This is a genomic window from Parvibaculum sp. (genome assembly GCF_049651025.1).
Lineage (GTDB): Bacteria > Pseudomonadota > Alphaproteobacteria > Parvibaculales > Parvibaculaceae > Parvibaculum.
Genome location: NZ_JBASBH010000007.1, coordinates 1 through 22,691, shown reverse-complemented (window position 1 = coordinate 22,691; position 22,691 = coordinate 1). Strand labels below are relative to the sequence as shown.

Annotated in this window: 21 protein-coding genes; 15 read left to right on the top strand and 6 right to left on the bottom strand. The window is 61.9% G+C overall.

What is annotated here, in order from left to right:
• Nucleotides 1–2: 2 nt before the first annotated feature.
• Nucleotides 3–2,726 carry a preprotein translocase subunit SecA gene (gene secA, locus WA943_RS00505; RefSeq protein WP_424467597.1) on the bottom strand — a complete coding sequence of 908 codons (2,724 nt, stop codon included), beginning with the start codon at nucleotides 2,724–2,726 and terminating at the stop codon, nucleotides 3–5.
• A gap of 300 nt (nucleotides 2,727–3,026) precedes the next feature.
• Between secA and WA943_RS00500 the strand changes: the two genes are divergently transcribed.
• From WA943_RS00500 to WA943_RS00485, 4 genes are all read left to right on the top strand, one after another.
• Complete coding sequence (locus tag WA943_RS00500; RefSeq protein WP_424467595.1) at nucleotides 3,027–3,911, top strand: peptidylprolyl isomerase; 885 nt, start codon at nucleotides 3,027–3,029, stop codon at nucleotides 3,909–3,911.
• Nucleotides 3,912–3,934: 23 nt separating this feature from the next.
• Entirely contained in the window at nucleotides 3,935–5,305 is a 1,371-nt protein-coding gene (gene argJ, locus WA943_RS00495; RefSeq protein ID WP_424467593.1) for a bifunctional glutamate N-acetyltransferase/amino-acid acetyltransferase ArgJ, read from the top strand.
• A 77-nt stretch (nucleotides 5,306–5,382) separates the two neighbouring features.
• Nucleotides 5,383–5,814: a (deoxy)nucleoside triphosphate pyrophosphohydrolase gene (locus WA943_RS00490; RefSeq protein ID WP_424467591.1), complete on the top strand. Its 432-nt coding sequence runs from the start codon at nucleotides 5,383–5,385 to the stop codon at nucleotides 5,812–5,814.
• 37 nt (nucleotides 5,815–5,851) lie between these two features.
• On the top strand, nucleotides 5,852–6,031 hold the full coding sequence (locus WA943_RS00485; protein ID WP_424467589.1) for a Flp family type IVb pilin: 180 nt from the start codon (nucleotides 5,852–5,854) through the stop codon (nucleotides 6,029–6,031).
• A 3-nt stretch (nucleotides 6,032–6,034) separates the two neighbouring features.
• Here WA943_RS00485 and WA943_RS00480 read toward each other — a convergent pair whose 3' ends face one another.
• Nucleotides 6,035–6,955 (bottom strand): methyltransferase domain-containing protein, encoded by a 921-nt coding sequence (locus tag WA943_RS00480; protein WP_424467623.1) that lies wholly within the window; start codon nucleotides 6,953–6,955, stop codon nucleotides 6,035–6,037.
• A 167-nt stretch (nucleotides 6,956–7,122) separates the two neighbouring features.
• On the opposite strand from WA943_RS00480, the gene WA943_RS00475 reads away from it, so the two are divergent.
• From WA943_RS00475 to WA943_RS00460, 4 genes are read left to right on the top strand one after another with little or no spacing between them, the layout of a single operon-like run.
• Nucleotides 7,123–7,899: a ComF family protein gene (locus WA943_RS00475; RefSeq protein WP_424467587.1), complete on the top strand. Its 777-nt coding sequence runs from the start codon at nucleotides 7,123–7,125 to the stop codon at nucleotides 7,897–7,899.
• Between the two features lie 34 nt (nucleotides 7,900–7,933).
• Nucleotides 7,934–8,194 (top strand): glutaredoxin 3, encoded by a 261-nt coding sequence (gene grxC / locus WA943_RS00470; protein ID WP_424467585.1) that lies wholly within the window; start codon nucleotides 7,934–7,936, stop codon nucleotides 8,192–8,194.
• A 4-nt stretch (nucleotides 8,195–8,198) separates the two neighbouring features.
• Complete coding sequence (locus tag WA943_RS00465) at nucleotides 8,199–9,059, top strand: carbon-nitrogen hydrolase family protein (protein WP_424467621.1); 861 nt, start codon at nucleotides 8,199–8,201, stop codon at nucleotides 9,057–9,059.
• Entirely contained in the window at nucleotides 9,056–9,490 is a 435-nt protein-coding gene (locus tag WA943_RS00460; protein ID WP_424467583.1) for a DUF1178 family protein, read from the top strand. Before WA943_RS00465 ends, WA943_RS00460 begins: the two co-directional genes overlap by 4 nt.
• 217 nt (nucleotides 9,491–9,707) lie before the next feature.
• Here WA943_RS00460 and WA943_RS00455 read toward each other — a convergent pair whose 3' ends face one another.
• From WA943_RS00455 to ubiG, 4 genes are all read right to left on the bottom strand, one after another.
• Nucleotides 9,708–11,111 (bottom strand): D-arabinono-1,4-lactone oxidase, encoded by a 1,404-nt coding sequence (locus WA943_RS00455; protein WP_424467581.1) that lies wholly within the window; start codon nucleotides 11,109–11,111, stop codon nucleotides 9,708–9,710.
• 15 nt (nucleotides 11,112–11,126) lie between these two features.
• Nucleotides 11,127–11,474 (bottom strand): c-type cytochrome, encoded by a 348-nt coding sequence (locus WA943_RS00450; protein WP_424467579.1) that lies wholly within the window; start codon nucleotides 11,472–11,474, stop codon nucleotides 11,127–11,129.
• An 80-nt stretch (nucleotides 11,475–11,554) separates the two neighbouring features.
• Nucleotides 11,555–12,205, bottom strand: coding sequence for a TetR/AcrR family transcriptional regulator (locus WA943_RS00445; RefSeq protein ID WP_424467577.1), 651 nt, complete (start codon nucleotides 12,203–12,205; stop codon nucleotides 11,555–11,557).
• Between the two features lie 4 nt (nucleotides 12,206–12,209).
• On the bottom strand, nucleotides 12,210–13,013 hold the full coding sequence (ubiG, locus tag WA943_RS00440) for a bifunctional 2-polyprenyl-6-hydroxyphenol methylase/3-demethylubiquinol 3-O-methyltransferase UbiG (protein WP_424467575.1): 804 nt from the start codon (nucleotides 13,011–13,013) through the stop codon (nucleotides 12,210–12,212).
• A 235-nt stretch (nucleotides 13,014–13,248) separates the two neighbouring features.
• Between ubiG and WA943_RS00435 the strand changes: the two genes are divergently transcribed.
• The 7 genes from WA943_RS00435 to WA943_RS00405 all read left to right on the top strand — a co-directional run.
• Nucleotides 13,249–14,517, top strand: coding sequence for an aspartate kinase (locus tag WA943_RS00435; RefSeq protein ID WP_424467573.1), 1,269 nt, complete (start codon nucleotides 13,249–13,251; stop codon nucleotides 14,515–14,517).
• Between the two features lie 126 nt (nucleotides 14,518–14,643).
• A complete protein-coding gene (gene ptsP, locus WA943_RS00430; protein ID WP_424467571.1) occupies nucleotides 14,644–16,914 on the top strand; it encodes a phosphoenolpyruvate--protein phosphotransferase in 2,271 nt (756 codons plus the stop codon).
• A 277-nt stretch (nucleotides 16,915–17,191) separates the two neighbouring features.
• Nucleotides 17,192–18,343: a helix-turn-helix domain-containing protein gene (locus tag WA943_RS00425; RefSeq protein ID WP_424467569.1), complete on the top strand. Its 1,152-nt coding sequence runs from the start codon at nucleotides 17,192–17,194 to the stop codon at nucleotides 18,341–18,343.
• 163 nt (nucleotides 18,344–18,506) lie between these two features.
• On the top strand, nucleotides 18,507–19,652 hold the full coding sequence (gene ispG, locus WA943_RS00420) for a flavodoxin-dependent (E)-4-hydroxy-3-methylbut-2-enyl-diphosphate synthase (protein WP_424467567.1): 1,146 nt from the start codon (nucleotides 18,507–18,509) through the stop codon (nucleotides 19,650–19,652).
• A 58-nt stretch (nucleotides 19,653–19,710) separates the two neighbouring features.
• Nucleotides 19,711–20,778: a peptide chain release factor 1 gene (prfA, locus tag WA943_RS00415; protein WP_424467565.1), complete on the top strand. Its 1,068-nt coding sequence runs from the start codon at nucleotides 19,711–19,713 to the stop codon at nucleotides 20,776–20,778.
• Nucleotides 20,775–21,626: a peptide chain release factor N(5)-glutamine methyltransferase gene (gene prmC, locus WA943_RS00410; RefSeq protein ID WP_424467563.1), complete on the top strand. Its 852-nt coding sequence runs from the start codon at nucleotides 20,775–20,777 to the stop codon at nucleotides 21,624–21,626. The genes prfA and prmC overlap by 4 nt, the downstream gene beginning before the upstream one ends.
• A 403-nt stretch (nucleotides 21,627–22,029) precedes the next feature.
• The coding region (locus WA943_RS00405; RefSeq protein ID WP_424467561.1) for a DUF4167 domain-containing protein at nucleotides 22,030–22,691 on the top strand (662 nt) is incomplete at its 3' end.

Here is a 22,691-nt window from a genome sequence, read left to right as displayed (position 1 = left end):
CTTTAAGCCAGCGTGCCGTGGCAGTGCTTGTACTTCTTGCCGGAGCCGCAAGGGCAGGCGGCATTGCGCGCGACCTTGCCCCATGTCGAGACATCCTTCGGATTGACGGCGACGCCGGGATCGTTGCGCACCGGGCGGGTCAAGGTTGCCACATCGCCACCGGTAAGCTCGTCTTCGCCCGTGCTCGGGTCGAGATGGTGGGCATGCATCGTCGGCAGCGGCGTCTCTTCAAGGCGCGGCGCTTCCTGCATGAATTGCGCATTCATCAACTGGCGCGTCACGTCTTCGCGAAGCCGTGTGAGGAGGCTTTCAAATAGCGTGAAGGCTTCCGACTTGTATTCGTTCAGCGGGTCGCGCTGCGCATAGCCGCGCAGGCCAACGGCCTGGCGCAGATAGTCGAGCATCATCAGATGCTCGCGCCAGTGATGGTCGAGCGTCTGCAGCAGAATGGCTTTTTCGACCTGACGCATCAGCTCGGGGCCGGATGTCGTCACCTTCTGCGCCATTGTGCGGTCGGCCTCGTGATAGAGGCGTTCGCGGATTTCCTCGTCGGCGATGCCTTCTTCGGCGGCCCATTGCACAATCGGCAGATCGAGGCCGAGCGTCTGGCTGACCTCCGCCTGCAGGCCCACCGCGTCCCATTGTTCGGCATAGGCCTTTGGCGGGATGTGGGCCGCTACAAGCGCATCGATCACCTGATGGCGCATGTCGGAAACCGTGTCGGCGACGTCGTCGGCATTCATCAGGTCGACGCGCTGGTCGAAGATCACGCGGCGCTGGTCGTTCATCACGTCGTCATATTTGAGGACGTTCTTGCGCATGTCGAAGTTGCGCGCTTCGACCTTCTGCTGTGCCTTTTCAAGCGCCCTGTTGATCCAGGGATGGATGATCGCCTCGCCCTCCTTGAGACCGAGCTTTTGCAGCACGCCTTCCATGCGGTCGGTGCCGAAAATGCGCATCAGGTCGTCGTCAAGCGACAGGAAGAACTTGGAGCGGCCCGGATCGCCCTGACGGCCGGAGCGGCCGCGCAGCTGGTTGTCGATGCGGCGGCTTTCATGGCGTTCGGTGCCGATGATGTAGAGGCCGCCCGCGTCGCGCGCCTGATCTTTTTTCTTGGCGATATCGGCCTTGATCTCTTCGACCTTGCGCTCATAGGCGGCTTCGTCCTCGATGCCCGCCGTCTCGTCGGCGATACGCATTTCGAGATTGCCGCCGAGCTGAATGTCGGTGCCGCGACCGGCCATGTTGGTCGCGATGGTGATCGCGCCGGGCACGCCCGCCTGCGCGATGATGAAGGCTTCCTGCTCGTGATAACGCGCGTTCAGGACGTTGTGCTTGATTTTTCTCTTCTTCAGCACTTCCGAAAGCGTTTCGGACTTCTCGATCGAGACGGTGCCGACGAGCACGGGCTGGCCGCGCTTTATGCAGTCTTCAAGCTCGATGACGATGGCATTGTATTTTTCGGGCGCTGAACGATAGACCTCGTCGTCCTCGTCGATACGGGCGATCGGGCGGTTGGTCGGCACTTCGATCACTTCGAGGCCGTAAATATCCATGAATTCGTCGGCTTCCGTCAGCGCCGTGCCGGTCATGCCCGACAGCTTCTTGTACATGCGGAAGTAGTTCTGGAAGGTGATCGAGGCGAGCGTCTGGTTTTCCGGCTGGATGGCCACCCGCTCTTTTGCTTCAAGCGCCTGGTGCAATCCGTCCGAATAGCGACGGCCTTCCATCATGCGGCCGGTGAACTCGTCGATGATGAGCACCTTGTCGCCTTTGACGATGTAGTCCTTGTCCTTCTGGAAAAGCTTGTGGGCTTTCAGCGCATTCTGGACGTGGTGGACGATCGTGATGTTCTCGATGTCGTAAAGCGTACCTTCGGTCAGCACGCCATGCTCGCGCAGCAGGGCCTCGATCTTCTCGTTGCCCTCTTCGGTGAGGTTCACGGTGCGCTGCTTTTCGTCGAGCTCGTAATCTCCGGGCTCAATCGAGGGGATCACGTCATCGACGGAGAGATAAAGTTCAGACTTGTCGTCGAGCGGGCCTGAAATGATGAGCGGCGTGCGGGCTTCGTCCACGAGGATCGAGTCGACTTCGTCGACGATCGCATAGGCCTGCGGGCGCTGGACCATCGCCGACAACTGATACTTCATGTTGTCGCGCAGATAGTCGAAGCCAAGTTCGTTGTTGGTCGCATAGGTGACGTCGCAGGCATAGGCCTCGCGGCGCTCGTTGTCGTCGAGCCCGTGCAGGATCGCGCCGGTGGTCATGCCGAGGAAGCCATAGACCTGAGCCATCCACTCGGCGTCGCGCTTTGCGAGGTAGTCGTTCACGGTGACGACATGGACGCCGTTGCCGGGCAGTGCGTTCAGATAGGTGGCGAGGGTCGCGACGAGGGTTTTACCTTCGCCGGTCTTCATTTCGGCGATCTTGCCGTCGTGAAGCACCATGCCGCCGATGAGCTGTGTATCGTAATGGCGCTGGCCCAGCGTGCGCCTGGCCGCTTCGCGCACCGTTGCGAAGGCTTCGGGCAGAAGATCGTCAAGCGTCGCGCCATCGGCTAGGCGCGCTCGAAACTCGACGGTCTTGGCCTTCAGGGCCTCGTCGCTCAATGCGGAAATCGTCGGCTCGAAGGCATTGATTGCCTCGACCCGCGCTTTGTACGTCTTCAGCTTCCGCTCATTGGAGGAGCCGAAAAGACGCTTGGCGAGACCGCCCAAGCTTGCCATCAGGTCATATTCCTCATGCGGTCCGCCCCGGCGCCATGCACGGGCTGTCTTTGATGCTGGACATGCACGGCCCCGCACCATCCCTCAAAAGCCAAGGGCGAACGGCAAAAAACAGCCCCGGCGCTGGGCCAAAGCGGGTGAAAAGACTGAGGAGATGTAAGGGGGAGGGGGTTGCTTGTCAATGTGACCACAGCGACCTAAGCCCTCCCGAACCCTGACCTTTTCGTAATGCGGGGGTTCTTGTATGTGGACGATTGGCGCTCCATCATGCGCCACCGTTTCCCGGCCTCAGGAGCCATTATGCGCCGTTCGCTTCTTCTCGCTTCCGTTTGCCTGATCACGCTTGGCATGGCCGGTGGCTTTGCCCCCGCGGCCTTTGCCGCCGACAAGTCGGAGCCCGCCAGCGCTGCTGCCGGTCATGACGATGTTGTCGCCAAGGTCAATGGCGCGACGATCTCGCTTTCCGATATTGCGCTTGCCGATGAGGAAATGGGCCAGGCGCTGGCCCGCCTGCCGGAAGAGCTTCGCTTCCAGTACCTGCTGGGCATGCTGATCGACCGCCGCATCGTCGCCCAGGAGGCCAAGGCGAAGAAGATGCAGGACGATCCGATGGTGAAGCGCCGCGAGGCCTATTATGACGAAAAGGCGCTGCGCGACGTTTACTGGGTCCAGCTCATGCGCGACAAGGTCGGCGAAAAGGCCGTGAAGGCCTATTACGACGAACATATCGCCAAGGCCGAGCCCGAAACCGAGGCCCATGCCGCACATATCCTCGTCGCTTCCAAGGCCGAGGCCCAGAAGGTCATTGCCGAGATCAAGGGCGGCAAGTCCTTTGAAGATGTCGCCAAGTCCGCGTCCAAGGATTCGAGTTCGCAGGAAGGCGGCGATCTGGGCTGGTTCAAGAAGGCCGATATGGTGCCGGAGTTTGCAGACGTCGTTTTCAAGATGAAGGCAGGCCAGATTTCCGACCCGGTTCAGACCAAATTCGGCTGGCATGTCATCAAGTTGATCGAGACGCGCAAGAGCAAGAAGCCGACGCTTGACGAGGCGCATGACGATATTATGCGCACGCTGGCTCGCGAACAGGGCACGAAGACGATGGAAGCCTTGCGCAAGAAGTCGAAGATTGAAATTGTCGGCAGCGATGCGCAGACGCCGAAAATGGCCCCGGCCGCGCCCAAATAAGGATAACGAGCGGAGCGTCGGCAATGGCGACCAAGGCGAAGTCGGTAAAGGCGAAAGCGAAAGCAAAGCCCGCGCCCCGAGTGAAGACAATCAAGGCCAAGACCGGGGCGAAGCCTGTCGTGAAGGCAAAGCCGAAGGCCAAAGCCAAGACGAAGGCTGCGGCCAAGGTGTCTCCGCTGGCCCCGAAGGCTTATGCGAAACTGCCGCCGCTTGCCGGTGTCGAGATCGGCACGGCGGCGACGGGCATAAAATATAAAGGCCGCGACGATGTTCTCGTGATCCGTCTCCCCGAAGGGACGGCGGCAGCGGGCGTTTTCACGACCTCGAAAACGGCATCGGCGCCTGTTGATTTCTGCCGCGCCAATGTGGCGGGCGGCAAGGGCCGCATCGTCGTCGTCAATTCCGGCAATTCCAACGCCTTCACCGGCAAGGCAGGCGTCGCCACCGTCAAGGCGACGGCGGAAGCGGCTGCGCGAGCGGTTGGCGCCTCGAAATCGGAGGTCTATATCGCCTCCACCGGCGTCATCGGCCAGCGCCTCGACCCGTCCCCGGTCATTGACGGCATCGGCACGGCGCTTTTCAGCGCGGCGGCGGATCAGTGGGATCAGGCCGCCCGCGCCATCATGACGACGGACACTTACCGCAAGCTCGCGACGCGCAAGGCCAAAATCGATGGCGCGACGGTCACGATCAACGGCATCGCCAAGGGTTCGGGCATGATTGCGCCCGATCTTGCGACCATGCTCGCTTTCGTCGTCACCGACGCGGCGATCCCGGCGGATGTTCTGCAGGCACTTCTCGTATCGGGCACGCAGTCGAGCTTCAACGCGATCACGGTCGATAGCGACACCTCGACCAGCGACACGCTTCTGCTCTTTGCCACCGGCACGGCGATGCAGGGCGCAAAGCCCGTCAAGCGCGCGGGCGATGCGCGTCTCAATGATTTCAAGGCGAAACTCGACGAGCTGCTTCTCGATCTTGCCCATCAGGTCGTGAAAGACGGGGAGGGCGCGTCGAAGTTCGTTCGCGTGCAGGTGTCGGGCGCGCAAAGCGCACAGGCCGCGCATCGCATCGGCCTTGCCATCGCCAATTCGCCGCTCGTCAAGACGGCGATTGCCGGTGAGGACGCGAATTGGGGCCGCGTCGTCATGGCGGTCGGCAAGTCGGGCGAGGCTGCCAATCGCGACAAGCTTGCCATCCGCATCGGCGGCGTCGATGTCGCGCGCAATGGCGAGGCGGTGCCGGGCTATGACGAGACGCCGGTCGCCCGCCACATGAAGGGCGAGAATATCGACATTGAGGTCGATGTCGGCGTCGGTCGCGGGAGCGCCACGGTCTGGACCTGCGATCTCACCTACGAATATATCCGCATCAACGCGGATTACCGCAGCTAGGGGGCGGTTGCGCCGTATCGTGGTTACGGGCGCTTAACCATGTCCGGGTGCAGAATATTAACGAAGTAGATGAGAGCATGACGGACAAGCGTGGAGAGAGCCTGAGCCAGTTGAAGATCGTTCTGGTTGCGGCTTGTGCGCTTGTCGATGTCGACGGGCGGGTTTTGATGGCTCGTCGGCCTGAAGGCAAGCCGCTTGCGGGGCTTTGGGAGTTTCCCGGCGGCAAGGTCGAGGCGGGCGAACTGCCCGAGGAGACGCTGATTCGGGAGCTTCGCGAGGAGCTTGGTATTGATGTCGCGAAGGCGTGTCTGGCGCCGCTCACTTTCGCGAGCCATAGCTACGAGACGTTTCATCTGCTGATGCCGCTTTATGTTTGCCGGCGTTGGGAGGGAACGGTTCAGGGGATGGAAGGCCAGGCGCTGGAATGGGTGCGTCCTGCAAGGATGCGGGACTATCCGATGCCGCCCGCGGACGAGCCGCTGGTGGCTGTGTTGCGCGATCTGCTCTGAGGATTGGAGCGGGGCTGCGAAAGCGGGGAGCTGGACGATGGTGACGAGCGGGATTTTCGGTTTGCTGAAGTGCTATTGCCGCGACGAGCGTGGCGCCACCGCCATGGAATATGGATTGATCCTTGCGGGCATTTCTGTCGTGGTCGCAACGGCGGTCGCAACCGTCGGCACCAAGCTCACCGACACATTCACGCAGCTCAGTAACTATCTGAGCTAGGCATCAGCCGCGCGGCGTCTTTTCGCCTGCGGGCTGCTCTCTCGTACCGAGCGCATCGGCCAGTTTCGTTGTCGCGCTGCCAGGCCTTAGCGGTTTCTGCTGGCTTTCATGCGGCGCCCAGCCGGTCAGGGTCACGATCTCGAAGGTTGCGGGTATGCGCCCGTCCGGCAATCCGAATTTCTCGTTATAGATTTCAACCGCCCGCAGCAGCGTTGCGCGCTTCATCGGCGTCTGGCGACGCTCGATCAGCGCATTGGTCTCGCCCATGCCGCGCAGTTCGGCCATCAGCTTGAACACACTCGCATAGCGCACCGTCACGCGATCCGTATCGACGACGGGCAGCGCAAAGCCTGCACGCTGCATTAGCGATCCCATGTCGCGCAAATCGGCAAAGGGCGAAACGCGCGGGCTCAAGCCACCTTCGCATTCGATTTCGGCTTCAGCCAGCGCCAGGCGCAATTCGGTCAGCGTGTCGCCGCCAAAGAGCGCGCCGATGAATAGCCCGTCGGCGACAAGCGCGCGGCGAATCTGGATCAGCGCGCCGGGGAGATCGTTCACCCAATGCAGCGTCAGTGCGCTTGCCACCAGATCGAAGCTCCCGTCGCGAAAGGGGAGCATTTCCTCGTCGGCGGCGACGCGAAGCCCCGTTCCGCGATCGAGCATGGCGGGTGCAAGGTCGGTCGCGACAATGCGCCCGATCTTGTCCGTCTCGGCCAGCGCCAATGCGCCGCCGTGGCTGCCCAGATCGAGGGCGAGGGGAAACTTGCGGTTGACGGCGGCGAGCCTGTCGGAAACCTCGTCCATGACGCGGCGAATGAGAAAATCATGTGTGCCGAAACCCGCCGCCGCGCGCGCGCGGCGCCGCGCCAGAAGTGCGCGGTCGAAGATTTTCATCGGGGTGGCGGTTTTTGACATGGCGCGCATCATGGTTGGGCGAGGTGATTGCTGCAAGATATCAAAAGGCCGCGCACCTGTTGTTGTCATCCCGGGACGACTCGGGATTTTGAGTGACCACCGCTCCTATTCGCGGAGTTTGAAGGCTCCACAACCAGCCCCCTCATGCGCTACCCTCCGCATCGTAACGAGGGGGCATGCAAATCTTTCCGACGGTCAAAACCTGCGCCGCGAGGCTGCGCGCATGGGCGAGCCGCGCCGCCGATATTGCGCTGCCGCCGCTTTGCCTGTCCTGCGGCAGGGGCACGGGCGCGCATGGCGTGCTTTGCGGGCCGTGCTGGGGAGAAATCGAGTTCATCGAGCGGCCCTATTGCCCGGTGAGCGGCGTTCCCTTCCCCTATGATCCGGGCGACGACATGGTAAGCGCTGCCGCACTGGCTTCGCCGCCGCCTTATACGAAGGCGCGCGCGGTCATGCGCTATTCGGACGCGAGCGCAAAAATCGTCCACCGCTTCAAATATTCCGACCGCATGGAGGCGGGTCCCGTCTTTGCCCGCTGGATGGTGCGGGCGGGCGGGGACATTCTGGGCGGTGCCGATATTGTCGCTCCTGTGCCGCTGCATCGAAGCCGCTTCTTTTCGCGACGCTTCAATCAGTCGGCTGAGCTTGCCCGCCATATCGCCCGCGCTTCGGACGTACCTCTTGCGGTTGACCTTCTCGAACGCGTGCGCGCGACGCCGCCTCAGGTCGGCTTGTCGGGCTCCGCGCGGCGACGGAATGTCGCGGGCGCCTTCCGTCTCGGCAAGGCGGCACGCGACCTTGTGCAGGGCCGGGTCGTCGTCATCGTTGACGATGTGGTGACGACAGGCGCGACCGTCGATGCCTGCTGCCGGGCCGTAAAAGCCGCCGGCGCCCGCGAGGTCCGGGTGCTGTGTCTTGCCCGGGTTGTTCCCGGCGAGGGCCTATCTATATGATAAGGGAGGATTTTTTCGCGAGGAGTGCCCGCTTATGGCGGATGTGACCATCTACACGACAATGATGTGCCCTTACTGCCACCGGGCGAAATCGCTGCTGAGCAAGAAGGGCGTCGCCTTCAAGGAAATCGATGTCGGCATGGATCAGGCCAAGCGCGACGAGATGACGGCTCGCGCCAATGGCGGCTATACCGTGCCGCAGATTTTCATCAACGGCACGCATGTCGGCGGCTGCGACGATCTTCACGCGCTTGATCATGCGGGCAAGCTCGATCCGCTTCTCGCTGTGGCCTGAGGCCATGAACGCCACCCATCATCACCCCTTTCTCGCTGCTTGCGTGCAGTTGCGCTCAGGCCGCGAGATTGCGCCGAATATCGATGCGGCGGTCGGGCTGGTTGCGAAAGCGGCGGATGATGGTGCGCAGTTCATCGCGACGCCTGAGAACACGTCGCTGATGGTAGCAAAGCGCGAATTGCTTTTTGAAAAGACGAAGCCTGAAAGCGAAGACCTTGCGCTTGCCACGCTCCGCGCCGTTGCGCGGGAGAAAAAGGTCTGGCTGCTCATCGGTTCTCTGCCGATCAGGATCGCGCCTGAGAAACTTGCCAATCGCTCGTTCCTGATCGCGCCTGATGGAAATGTCGCGGCGCGCTATGACAAGATCCACATGTTCGATGTCGATCTCGGCAATGGCGAAAGCTATCGCGAGTCGCGCAATTTCGAGCCGGGCGCGCAGGCTGTCACCGCCGATCTCCCTTGGGGTCGGCTCGGCATGACGGTCTGCTACGACCTTCGCTTTCCGCATCTTTATCGTGCGCTTGCGCATGCCGGCGCGCGCTTTCTTACCGTGCCGTCGGCTTTCACGAAGCCGACCGGCGAAGCCCATTGGCATGTGCTGCTTCGCGCCCGCGCCATCGAGACGGGCTCCTTCGTCTTGGCGCCCGCGCAAGGTGGACTCCATGAAAACGGTCGCGAGACCTTCGGCCATAGCCTCATCGTTGCGCCCTGGGGCGAGATCGTCGCCGAGGCGGGCATAGAGCCCGGCATTGTCATGGCGGAAATCGATCCGGCGAAAGTCGATGAGGCGCGGGGCAAGGTTCCAAGCCTTCAACATGACCGCGCATTTGCCGCGCCCGTCAGCGCCGTGAAGGAGGCGTCATGATCCGTTACGCGCTTCTTTGCGAGCATGAGCATGAATTCGACGGCTGGTTCGGCTCGTCATCCGTCTTTGACAAACAGGCTGCGGCGTCCGAGATCGCCTGTCCCGTTTGCGGCAGCGTCGATGTGCGCAAGGCATTGATGGCGCCGAATGTCAGCGGCACGAAGAAGAGTGCCGACCGCGACGCGTCTTCGCCGCAAGCGGAGTTGGCGCAGAAGATGGTCACGATGATGACTGCGCTGCGCAAGCACGTCGAAGATAACTGCGATTATGTCGGTGACAAGTTTGCCGAGACCGCGCGGCGCATCCATTACGAGGAAGAGCCACATCGCGACATTTACGGCGAAGCGACGCTCGAAGAGGCCCGTGAATTGATCGAAGAAGGCGTTGAGGTTGCGCCGCTGCCGGTGGTCACGCCGAGGCAGGCGAATTAGCGGCGCCTGATACGTTTCATTTTGCGCTAAGCGTTTTCAATATTTCAGTGTCACCCCGGGACTTGTTCCCGGGGTCCATGGGCGTCTCCCGCGTGTTGCGAGTTAGATGGGTCCCGGGAACAAGTCCCGGGACGACGCCAAATGTGGGTTGTCCCATCATCCCTACAATCGTCAAGCCCGGCCATGACGGGTCAGGGGAGGTAAAGCGCAAAGCGCCTCACGCCACCCCGAACACTTTCCTCAAATAGGGATTGAGAAACTTCCCCTTCGGATCAAGTTCGGCGCGCACTTTCAGAAAGTCTTTCCATTTCGGGTAGATCGCCGCGAAGTCCGCCGCCTCCAGCGTATTCAGCTTGCCCCAATGCGGGCGGCCGTCATGTTTGCGGAAGATCGGTTCGATGGCTGTGAAATAGGGCTTGTAGTCCCATTCGTAAAACTGGTGGACCGCAATCGATGCGCTCTTGCGGCCGTAGAAAGGGCTCAGCCATATGTCGTCGGCGGCAACCGTGCGGAATTCGATCGGGAAGAAAACCTTGATGTTGTTCTTCTCGATTGTCTCGATGATTTCGCGCAGCGCCGCGGGCGCGGCCTCGCGCGGCAGGTGATATTCCATTTCGTTGAAGCGCACGCCACGCTCCGTTGAAAGCGTCTTGTGCGAGAAGTCGACGCGCTCCTCCGGCTCCATGCCGCCGAGGATTTTCTGGATCGTCCAGCGACGCAGGCCCGGCGACCAGCCGAGCCAGTCGTCCAGCATCTTCAACTGGCGCAAGCCGTCATCGTCCTCGTTCACAGGCGCGGGCGTTTCGGCCTCGTCGGTTTCATTGTTCGAAATGCCCAGCGCCATGCCCGAATAGGGGATGTAGTAAAATTCGAAATTGCGGTTCTTCGCTTCAAGCGCCGAAACCTGCTCCAGCATCTCCTCGACCGGCGCGACCCAGGTGCGACGCTTCAGCTTGTAGAGCGGACGCGCCTGTATGCGCGCTTTGGTGATGATGCCGAGCGCGCCGAGTGAGACACGTGCGGCCTGAAATATTTCCGGCTGTCGCTTCGCGTCGCAGTCGATCGCTTTGCCCGATGCCGTGACGAGACGCAGCCCTTGCAGGAAAGTCGAGAGCGAGCCGATCTCGCTGCCCGTGCCATGTGTTGCGGTCGAGATCGCGCCTGCCAGCGATTGCTTGTTGATGTCGGGCATATTGTCGAGCGCAAGGCCCGCCTTGGCGAGGTCGTCGCTCATGCGCGCAAGCCGCGTGCCCGCCAAAATGTCGGCCTGATGCGTTTTCGCCTCGATGGCGGTGACACCTGCGATGCGGTCGAGCGTCAGCAGCGTGCCGTTGGTCGGCACGAGCGGCGAGAATGAGTGGCCTGCGCCCACCGCGCGGATCGGCGTTGCGGCTTTGGCGATCAGATCGGCAAGCTCGGCTTCATCGGCGGGCGCGGCGCGCATAGCGGGCGTGCATGTCTGCCCGCCCGACCAGTTGCGCCAGGGCAGCGTCTTTGGCTGCGCGGTGGGCGCATCATTTGCAAAGGCGGATTGGACGAGAGCCGGAATGGTGCCGGTCGCCGCCAGCGCCGAAGCGGCTGTGGCGAATTGCAAGAGGCTACGGCGCGAGAGGTGGTTCACTGCGCGTCCTCCTTTCTATTTTTCTTTGCTGGCAAGGGGAGCCGCCATGAAATGGATCAGCTGCATCAGATCGTCGGCATTGCATTCGACGCATTGGCCAAGCGGCGGCATGCCGTTGAAACCTTGAATCGAATGATCGAGCAGGGTTTCGTCGCCGAACGAGAGGCGCGGCTTCCATGCGGCCACGTCATGGGCCTGCGGCGCGCCGCTTTCGGGGTTGTTGGCATGGCAGGCTGCACAAGTGCGGTCGTAAATATCGAGAAGACGCGTATCGAGCACCACCGGCGTCGGCGCGGCGGGTTTGTCGTCGCAGCCGGTCAAGGCGATGAGGGCGAGAAGGGTGCCGGAAATCACGCTACGCATAGTCGGTCCTTCAAAAAATCCTGCCATCCGACAAAAAGATGCCGAAGCGGCAAAGGGCTGTCAATAAAGAATAGCTAAGACTATCTTTTTGCGGCCGCTGCCAGCCATTCCCGCCAATAGGCCTGGATATGGGCGGAGGTTTCATTTGCCACCGTTGCGGCATCGACCTTCGGCTCTTCCAGCGCCATTTCTATGGCGGCATAGCAAAGCTCGATCGACAGGCGGATGCGCGGCCAGAGTTCGTCGCGCGACGTATGGGGCAGAAGCGCGCCGATGCGCTCGACGATCACGTCGCTCATCATGCGATGGGAGGCGATGCGCACATCCTGCAGCGGCGGCAGGGCGCGCAGGGCGTGGCTAATTGCCAGAGCGCCCGGCTCGGCCCGCGTCACCTCGATGGTGCGTTCGATGAGGAACAGAATGTCCGCAATCAGCGCGTCGGGCTTCGGGTTTTCGGCGCTGCGGGCAAGCCATTCCTCGATCACCGCATTTTGATGCGTCATCAGCCGGTCGCCCAGCGCCATCAGCACGGCATATTTGTTCGGGAAATAGCGATAGAGCGTCGGCACCTTGATGCCTGCGCCCGCCGCGATCAGGTTCGTTGAAATGCGCTCGACGCCGATCTCGCATAAAAGCCGTGCGGCAACGTCGAGAATGCGCTCATAGGTTTCGATGGCCCGTTTCTGGCGCGGCGCGCGCTTGATGGCGAGATCGACGTGCCCCCGCGTCATGGCGTCAACCGGCATCCGGTTTCGTTGCGAGCACCATGTAGTTGACCCCGGTATCGCGACCGAGCGACCAGCTATCGAGCAGCGGATTGTAGGAAATGCCTGCAATCTCGGCGATGTTGAGGCCCGCAGCGCTCAGGCCGCGCTTCATTTCGTTGGGCGTGACGAATTTCGACCAGTCATGCGTGCCGCGCGGCAGCCAGCCGAGAATATATTCCGCGCCGATGACCGCAAGGCCCAGCGCCTTCAGCGTCCGGTTCAGGGTTGCGACAAACATGATGCCGCCGGGCTTCAGCATTTGCGCGCAGCAATCAAGAAAGGCGTCGCGATCGGCGACATGCTCGATCACTTCCATATTGAGAATCACATCGAAGCGCTCGCCCGCTTCCGCCAGCGCTTCCGCCGTGGTGGCGCGATAATCGATTCCGAGGCCCTGTTCGGCCGCATGGACGGAGGCCGTCGCGATGTTCTTTTCAGACGCGTCGGCACCCGTGATCGTCGCGCCGAGGCGGCACATGGGCTCGGTCAGCAAGCCGCCGCCGCAGCCGATATCCAGAAAGCGCATGCCCTCGAAAGGCCGCATGGAGCTGCCGTCGAGGCCAAAATGGGCGACGACACGCTCGCGAACGAAGCCAAGCCGGACCGGGTTGAACTTGTGCAGTGGGCGGAATTTGCCCGCCGGGTCCCACCATTCTGCGGCTATGGCTGAAAAACGGGCGACTTCTGCGGGGTCGACGGTGTCGATCCGGGGGGTGTTCGCGTCCGGCGCAGGGCTGTGCGGCTGCGGGCTTTCCTGGGGGGCGATGCTCATGCTCGAAACGCGTCCCTTTACGTGTGCGTCAATTCGGGCGGCTGCCCTGGGGCCTGCGCCGGTTGCGGGGCCGGTGCCATCCGAGTATGTATCCGACAATATGATATAGGGCGTCCGACGGCTCCCGGTCCAGCGGCCAGCGAGCTTCAGCCCCTTTGTGCGGATTGGTTAGAAGAAGACCCGCTTCGAGCGTTCAGTGGCGCGCGGTGGAGGGGCTCAGACAGGATTTTCCTCTATGGCCAGACTGGTCATGAAATTCGGCGGAACCTCGGTCGCCGACATAGAGCGCATTCGCAATGTGGCGCAGCATGTGAAACGCGAAGTCGATGCGGGTCATCAGGTCGCTGTCGTCGTCTCGGCCATGTCGGGCAAGACGAATGAGCTGGTCGGCTGGGCGCGCGAAGTCGCGCCTTTGCACGATGCGCGCGAATATGACTCGATCGTCGCATCGGGCGAGCAGGTGACGTCAGGACTGCTGGCGATCGAGCTTCAGCGCATCGGCATTGCCGCGCGCTCCTGGCTCGGCTGGCAGATACCCATTCGCACCGATAATGCGCATGGCGCGGCGCGCATTCTGGACATTGACGGCACGACCCTTGTCGAGCGTTTCGAACGCGGCGAAGTGGCCGTCATTGCAGGTTTTCAGGGCCTTGCGCCCGATAACAGGATCACGACGCTTGGCCGCGGCGGCTCGGATACGAGCGCGGTGGCGATTGCAGCGGCGGTGAAGGCGGACCTTTGCGACATCTATACCGATGTCGATGGCGTCTATACGACGGACCCGCGCATCGTTGCGAAGGCCCGAAAGCTTGATAAGATCAGTTACGAGGAAATGCTGGAGATGGCGTCGCTCGGCGCCAAGGTGCTCCAAACCCGTTCAGTCGAACTCGCCATGGTTCATCGAGTGCGCCTTCAGGTCCGCTCGAGCTTTGACGCGCCCGACGCCGCCCCGAGTTGCTTGCGGAAAGACGGCTCGGCAGACACCTATCCTGGCACCCTTGTTTGCGACGAGGACGAAATCGTGGAACAGCAAATCGTTAGTGGCATCGCCTATTCCAAGGACGAGGCCAAAGTCACCCTCGTCAAGGTCGAGGACAAGCCCGGCGTCGCGGCGCGCGTTTTCGGGCCGCTTGCCGACCATTTGTTCAATGTCGACATGATTATCCAGAACTTGTCGGATGACGGGAAGAGCACCGACATCACGTTTACCGTGCCGCAGGCGGAGCTTGCCCGGGCCGAGGATGTGATCCGCAAGGCTCAGAAGGAGATCGGCTTTCAGGAGGTCAAGTCGGACCTCAATATCGTCAAGATTTCCGTCATCGGCATCGGCATGCGCAGCCATTCGGGCGTTGCCAAGACCATGTTCCAGACGCTCGGCGAAAAAGGCATCAATATTCTTGCCATCACCACGAGTGAGATCAAGGTGAGCGTGCTGATCGCGGCGGAGTATACTGAACTGGCCGTGCGGGCGCTGCACACGGCTTACGGGCTCGACGGCGAATAGTGGGGATCGTGTGATCGATTCGCTTTCTTTCATCCTGCCAAGGCCGGTGTCTCGCATGAAGCGGGCCCGGCTTTCGCACGTTTACGTGCTGGCAGGGTGCCGCCCTTGCGAGAGGGACGGCAGCTGATGGCGGGCTCCGTTGGCGGTCCTCGCGTTTTGCTTCGCCGCTTGCGCGAAGTCATGGCGGAGCCGGAAGCGGCGCAGAAGCGGCTCGACAAAATTGTGGTGCTCATCGCGGCCAACATGGTCGCGGAAGTCTGCTCGGTCTATCTCATGCGGCCGACGCAGGAGCTTGAGCTTTTCGCCACTGAAGGCCTGAAACATACGGCCGTTCACAAGACCCGGCTGAAAGTCGGCGAAGGCCTTGTCGGCGATATCGCCGCTCATGCGCGCCCGCTCAATCTGGCCGATGCCCAGTCCCATCCCGGTTTCGCCTATCGTCCGGAAACGGGCGAAGAGGTCTACAAGTCGCTGATGGGCGTGCCCGTCTTGCGCTCGGGCCGCGTCGTCGGCGTGCTTGTCGTGCAGAATCGCACCAAGCGCAATTACACCGAAGAAGAAGTCGAGGCGCTGCAGACGGTCGCCATGGTGCTGGCCGAAGTGGTGGCGTCGGGCGATCTCATCAATTTGCAGGAGCTTAACGGCCCCTCTCTGACGCAGCGCCGCCCCGTGCACATCACGGCAACCTCCTTTGCCGAAGGCATAGCGCTTGGCCATGCCGTGCTGCATGAGCCGCGCGTTCATGTGACGAAGCTCATCGCGGAAGACGTCGATGCCGAATTCGACCGGCTCGAACAGGCGGTCTATCAGCTACGCGGTTCCATCGACGACATGCTGGAGACGGAAGACCTGTCCCATGCCGGCGAGCATCGCGAGGTGCTTCAGGCCTATCGCATGTTCGCCAATGATCGCGGCTGGCTCCAGCGCATGACCGAGGCGGTTCGCACCGGCCTCACCGCCGAAGCGGCGGTCGAGCGCGTCCAGAACGACACCCGCGCCCGGCTGCTTCGCGCCGCAGACCCTTATTTGCGCGACCGCCTGCATGATTTCGACGATCTGGCGAACAGGCTTTTGCGCCAGTTGACCGGCGTGAAGCTGTCCTCGGCCAGCGGCAATCTGCCCAATGACGCGATCCTCATTGCTCGCAATATGGGCCCGGCCGAGCTTCTCGACTACGACAAGGAGCGCCTGCGCGGTCTCGTGCTCGAAGAGGGTGCGCAGAACGCGCATGTCGCCATCGTTGCGCGCGCGCTCGGCATCGCGACCGTCGGCCGCGCCGAAGCCGTTCTCGACAACATCGATACGGGCGATGCGATCATCGTCGATGGCGATTCGGGCGAGCTTTACATCCGTCCATCTCAGGACATCATCGACGCCTATTCGGAAAAAGCGCGCTTTCGTGCCCGCAAGCAGGAACAATATCGCGCGATCCGCCATGAGCCCTCCGTCTCGCTCGATGCCGAGAAGGTGACGCTTTACGTGAATGCCGGTCTTCAGGTCGATCTCGCGCATCTGCACGAATCGGGCGCGGAAGGCATCGGCCTGTTCCGCACCGAATTGCAGTTCATGGTCGCCTCCAAGCTGCCGAGCCTGAAGGATCAGATCGAGCTTTATTCCGCCGTGCTCGATGCGGCGGGCGAGAAGCCGACCGTCTTTCGCACGCTTGATATCGGCGGCGATAAAATGCTGCCCTATATGGATATTGCCGCGTTCAAGGAAGAGAACCCGGCGCTTGGCTGGCGCGCGATTCGCATCGGCCTCGACCGGCCCGCGCTGTTGCGCCATCAGTTGCGTGCGCTGCTTGCCGCTGCGGCAGGGCGTTCGCTCAAGATCATGTTTCCGATGGTGGCCGAGGTCGCCGAGTTCAAGAAAGCACGCGCCCTTGTCGACAAGGAGCTCGCGCGGCTGGTCAAATTCGGCAAGCCCGCGCCCGCGCGCCTCGAAATCGGCACCATGCTCGAAGTGCCTTCGCTGGTCTGGCAGCTCGATACGCTGCTGCCGCTGGTCGATTTCGTCAGTGTCGGGAGCAATGACCTGATGCAGTTCCTGTTCGCGACCGATCGCGGCAATCCGCGCGTCGCGAATCGCTACGACCTCCTGAGCCCGGCCGTGCTGAGCTTCCTGCGCTTCATCATCGTCAAATGCCGCGCGCATAATGTCCCGGTCACGCTTTGCGGTGAAATGTCGGGCAAGCCGCTTGAGGCCATGGCGCTGATCGGGCTTGGATTTCGACACATCTCCATGTCGCCGGCGGCCATCGGGCCGGTCAAGATGATGGTGCGTTCGCTCAACGCCCAGACTCTCGAGGCCTATATGGAGGGGCTTTACGGGCTTGCCGACCAGAGCGTGCGCGACCAGCTTCGCGTCTTCGCCGAGGACCACGCCGTCGTCATTTAGGCGGGGCGGGCCGATCCAGCGTCAACTGATCGATTTTGGTACGTCCGGATCAATCTATAGTTGCGACAGATCAACGCTTTTGATTTATTCTATTCGCTAGGCTGCATAGCAGGGGCATGCAGACCGGCGGATTTATAGGCGCATACATCGACTTAGACCAAGCGTGTTCCAATACGGTACATGAGTGGTTTTTGCCACAGTCCTGAGGGCTGCCGGTGTCATACGCCAAGCGGTGAACGCAATGGGGACGGCTCAACCCGGGGAAGATCCCAAGACGATGACGAATGTAGCGAAGCTCGCGCCCGCAGACCGGTCGGAGGCGCGCCGCCGATTGCATCTTCGAGACATAACGAACGAACTTTCAACGGCCGCAGAGACGGTCGGCTCAGACCTGCGCGCGGCGCGTGAACGCCGGTCGGAGGATATGCGCGGGATCGCGCAGGCGCTGCGCATTCGCCGCGAGCAGCTCGAAGCGCTGGAAGAAAGCCGTTACGACGATTTGCCGGGTCGCGCCTATGCGATCGGCTTCGTCCGCTCCTATGCCGAATATCTCGGCCTCGACAGCGTCCATATCGTCGAACGTTACAAGGCGGAGATCGACCAGCAGGAAGCGGCGCGGGACAATCTTGCTTTCCCCAAGCTTTCCACCGAAAAGCGCTTGCCGCGTGGCGCATTTCTTGTTGTCGGCCTGCTTGTGGCGGCGGGCATTTATGGTGGCTACCTGCTGACCCGCTCCGCCGACAGCATGATCACCGAGCGCGTGCCCCCTGTTCCGGCGAGCATCGAGGCCCGTGTGGCCGGCGCCGATACGCCTGATGAGCGGCCTGCCGGTTTGAGCGGCGATCCGGCCTCTGCGGCGACGCGGGCTGGCGGAAGCGCCTCTGCCGCGCAGATTTTGGGCACGGGTGCACCCGTCGATCCGTCCAGCGTTTATGCCGTTCTGCCGCCCGCACCTGCTGCGGCACCTGCCGAAACGACAGTCGTCGCGGCGCTTGCACCGCAAACCGGCCCGGTTGAGAGCGTCGTTGCACCTGACGCCCCGCCTGCCATTCCGACCCTGGCCCCCATTCCCGATCGCCAGATTTACGGCGCCGAGAACACGGATGGCCGCGTCGTCGTGCGCGCCCGCAAGGATGACGCCTGGATACGCATCGAGGATGCGCAGGGCCATGTGCTGATCGAAAACACGCTCAAGGCTGGCGACAGCTACCGCGTGCCCGCCAAGCCGGGCAGCATTCTGGTCGCCCGCGATGCGAGCGCCTTTGAGCTTCTGGTCGACAATGCCTCGCTGGGCCTCGCTGGCCCGCCGACCCTTGTTCTGACCGGAAAATCGCTCGATGCGGATGCCCTGATCGCCTCCATGCCGCATCTCGCCCCGGTTTCCGCCGAAGCGGCGCCGCAATCCGCCGCGCCCGCAGCCGCTCAGTAGCAAATAGGCGCTCTTTACCGCCGGAAGATGGCCCGCAGGAGCGGCGGCGAACTTTAGCCGCGGCCGGTTGTCATTTGCGCCTGCCTGATTTCTGCTATGAATGAGCCTATATAGTCATTCATTGACAGGCCGGACCATCCGGCAAGACCCACGGAAGTCTCGTATGAGCATTCGTCCCTGGCGCGATATCGCCCGAAGGCCGAGCCGGAAGATCCATGTTGGATCGGTGCCGGTGGGCGGCGACGCGCCGATTTCCGTGCAGACGATGACCAATACGCTGACCTCCGACGCCAAGGCGACGATCGAGCAGATCCGCCAGATCGAGGAGGCCGGTTGCGACATCGTTCGCGTTTCATGCCCGGATGAGGATTCGACCAGGGCGCTGAAAGAGATCGTTCGCGCCACCAAGATGCCGATTGTTGCCGACATCCATTTTCACTATCGCCGCGCCATCGAGGCGGCGGAGGCGGGTGCGGCCTGCCTTCGCATCAATCCCGGCAATATCGGTTCGGCGGCACGCGTGCGCGAGGTCGTGCAGGCGGCGAAGGATCACGGCGTCTCGATGCGCATCGGCGTCAATGCCGGTTCGCTTGAGCGCGACCTTCTGGAGAAATACGGTGAGCCTTGCCCCGAGGCGATGGTGGAGAGCGCGCTCGATCACGCGCGCATCCTGCAAGATCACGACTTCCATGAGTTCAAGATCAGCGTCAAAGCTTCCGACGCGTTCCTGACGGTTGCCGCCTATCAGCAATTGGCGGAGGCAATCGACTGCCCGCTGCATATCGGCGTCACCGAAGCGGGCGGCTTGATGACCGGCACGGTCAAATCCTCCATCGGGCTCGGCATGCTGCTTTGGGGCGGCATCGGTGACACGATCCGCGTCTCGCTCTCGGCCCATCCGGTCGAGGAAGTGAAGGTCGGCTTCGATATTCTGAAGTCGCTCGGTCTTCGCCATCGCGGTGTCACGATCATTTCCTGCCCCTCTTGCGCGCGGCAGGGCTTCGATGTCATCGGCACCGTGAAGCTTCTGGAAGATCGTCTCGCGCATATTCCGACGCCCATGACGCTTTCGGTCATTGGCTGCGTCGTCAACGGGCCGGGCGAGGCGGAGCAGACCGATATCGGTTTCACCGGCGGCGGAGCCGGTTCCGGCATGGTCTATCTGGCAGGCGTCACCGATCACAAGATCAAGAACGACCGGATCGTCGATCATCTCGTTGAGCTTGTCGAAGCGAAAGCCAAGGAGATCGAGGCAGCGCGTGCGGCGGAAGAAGCCGCCAACCAGCCGCGCGTTCTCGCGGGGGATTAGCGGCGCATCCTTGTCGATGCTTTGCCCGCTTGCCCCTTTTTCTTTTCGCGATGGTTTCATGATTTCCCAGGATCGCCTGCACAAGGTTCTCGACCGTTTCGAGGCCGTTCAATCCGAGATGAACGCCAACGTTCCGCGCGAGCGCTTCGTTGCGCTGTCGCGGGAGTTTGCGGAATTATCACCGGTGGCCGATGCGGTGAAGAAGTTGCAGGCAGCGCGCGACGCGCGAGAAGAGGCGCAGGCGCTTCTGGCGGACAAGGAAATGGCCGAGATCGCGCGCGACGAGATCGACAGGCTGGATGCAGAGCTTCCCGCGCTTGAGCATCAGGTGCAGTTGATGCTGCTGCCGAAAGATGCCGCCGACGAGCGCAACGTCATTCTCGAAGTGCGCGCAGGCACGGGCGGCGACGAGGCGGCGCTTTTTGCAGGCGATCTTTTCCGCATGTATGAGCGCTATGCCGCGAAGCAAGGCTGGAAGGTCGAGCTGATAAGCGCCTCCGAAGGCGAGGTTGGCGGCTACAAGGAAATCATCGCCGAGGTTTCCGGGCGCGGCGTTTTTGCGAAGTTCAAATTCGAGAGCGGCGTTCATCGCGTTCAGCGCGTGCCGGTCACGGAAGGCGACGGGCGCATTCATACGTCTGCCGCAACGGTCGCCGTTCTGCCCGAGCCTGAAGAGGTCGATATCGTGATCGAGGAGAAAGACCTTCGCATCGACGTTTACCGGGCAAGCGGGGCGGGCGGGCAGCACGTCAACAAGACCGAAAGCGCGGTGCGCATCACGCATATTCCAACCGGCGTCGTCGTTGCGCAGCAGGATGAAAAATCCCAGCACAAGAACAAGGCGCGTGCGATGCAGATCTTGCGTGCTCGCATCTATGAAGCCGAGCGCGAGAAGCTGGCGCGCGAGCGCGCGGCGCATCGCAAGGGCCAGGTTGGATCGGGCGATCGTTCCGAGCGCATTCGCACTTATAATTTCCCGCAGAGCCGCGTCACCGATCACCGCATCAACCTGACCTTGCACAAGCTCGATCAGGTTCTTGAAGGCGAGGGGCTTGATGAAATGATTTCTGCGCTTGTCGCCGAGGATCAGGCAATGCGGCTTGCCTCGCTTGGCGACGACGCATGACGACCCGCGATCACGCCTATCGCATGCTTGGCTGGCGGTTGAAGCAGGCAGGCATAGCAAGCCCCGAGCTCGATGCGCGGCTGCTGACGCAGGCTGCTTGCTGTTGCGATGAAATCGAGATGATCCGCGAGCCGGGCAAAAGAATTTCAGATGCCGAAGAAGCGACGCTTGCCGGTTTCGAGGCACGCCGCCTTTCCGGAGAGCCTGTGTCGCGCATACTTGGCCGCCGTGAATTCTGGGGACTGTCTTTTCTCGTGACGCCTGACACGCTCGATCCGAGGCCGGACAGCGAGACGCTTGTCGAAACGGCGCTCGGCCTTATCGGTGCGGAGAAGTCGCCATCGATTCTCGATCTCGGCACCGGCACGGGCTGTCTTCTGATTGCGCTGCTGCATGAGCGCGCCGACGCAAAGGGCATGGGTGTCGATCTTTCACACAAGGCGCTGGAAGTCGCCCGGCGTAATGCGGATGCGCTGGGTGTCGGGCCTCGTGCGTCGTTTCGACACGGGGTCTGGGCGGAAGGGCTCGATGAGCGTTTCGATCTGGTGATTTCCAATCCGCCTTATATTCGCGGGTCCGATATTGCCGGGCTCGACGTCGAAGTGCGCAGCCACGATCCCCTTCTTGCGCTTGATGGCGGTGCGGACGGGCTTGATGCTTATCGTGCAATCGGTGCCGCGCTGCCGGGCCTTCTCGCGCCGCAGGGTCATGCGGTTATTGAACTCGGCCAGGGTCAGGGAACGGACGTTCAGGCGCTTTTCGAAGCCGCCGGTCTCCATGTCAGCGGCATCGTCAACGACCTTGGCGGCGTGCCCAGAGCGCTCGTGGCGCGTCTGCAACGGGGCTGATCTTCCCATTGCAGCATAGAAAAAATGGTTGGAATGAGCTTTGTTAGAGGCTAGGTTGAATTCAGGGATTTGAGCCAAGGGAACACCACCTCGCTCTTCAAACCGCTTCTTTACATCTGGTTTCAAGAGAGCTTGAGGTGAACCTGAAGGCAGGCGCCCCGGCCAGCGGCTCGCAAATATGGGCAGCTAGCAATGGCGCCGGGGGCCAGAACTTCTGAGCATCCGACATGACCAATCCGGCGGGGCCGGATGGCGCGATTGATGCGGAAGTACGTCATGCGGAACGCGCATGCCGGTAACTGAGACCGGTTTTATCGCCATTCGGAGCCGCGCGTTTTGCGCTTGCCCGAACAGGAGCGGAATCGCTTTTTGAACTCTCAGATGAACAAGCAGTAGCGAGATCATGAATCATATAAGGCAGGGGCAGAACAACAACTCCAAGCGTTCGCGTGGACGTGGGAGAAAGCCTCAGAGTTCCGGCAATCGTGCTTATGACAGCAACGGTCCCGACGTGAAGATCCGCGGCACGGCGACACATGTTTGCGAGAAGTATCAGCAGCTTGCGCGCGATGCGATCTCGGCCGGCGACCGCGTCATGGCTGAGAACTACTATCAGCATGCAGAACACTACTATCGCCTGATCATGGCCTCGCAGGCGCCGAATGACGGTCAGCCCCGGCCGCAGAATGCGCTGGGTTATCGTCCTGATGAAGATCAGGAGGAAGACGACGAGGATTTCAGCAACGATCAGCCGCAGCCTCATTTCGCCAACCAGCCCTATCATCAGCAGTCGCAATCTCACGGCGGCCAGAGCCAGCGCCATAATAATGGCAATGGCGGCAATGGTGGGTCGAACGGGCGCAATTCCTATCAGCAGGATCGCAACCAGAACCCCAACCCGGTTCAGGAGCAGAGCCCCGAAGTCGTCGCGAGTGTTGTGGAAGCGAGCGAGAGTCCGGCGCCTGTCGGCGAAGGTGATGCTCAGCCCGTGCAGGGCGCCGTCGGTCCCGATGGCCAGCGTCGTCGGCCCAGCCGTCGCCGTCGTCCGCGCCATGAGGCCGGTGC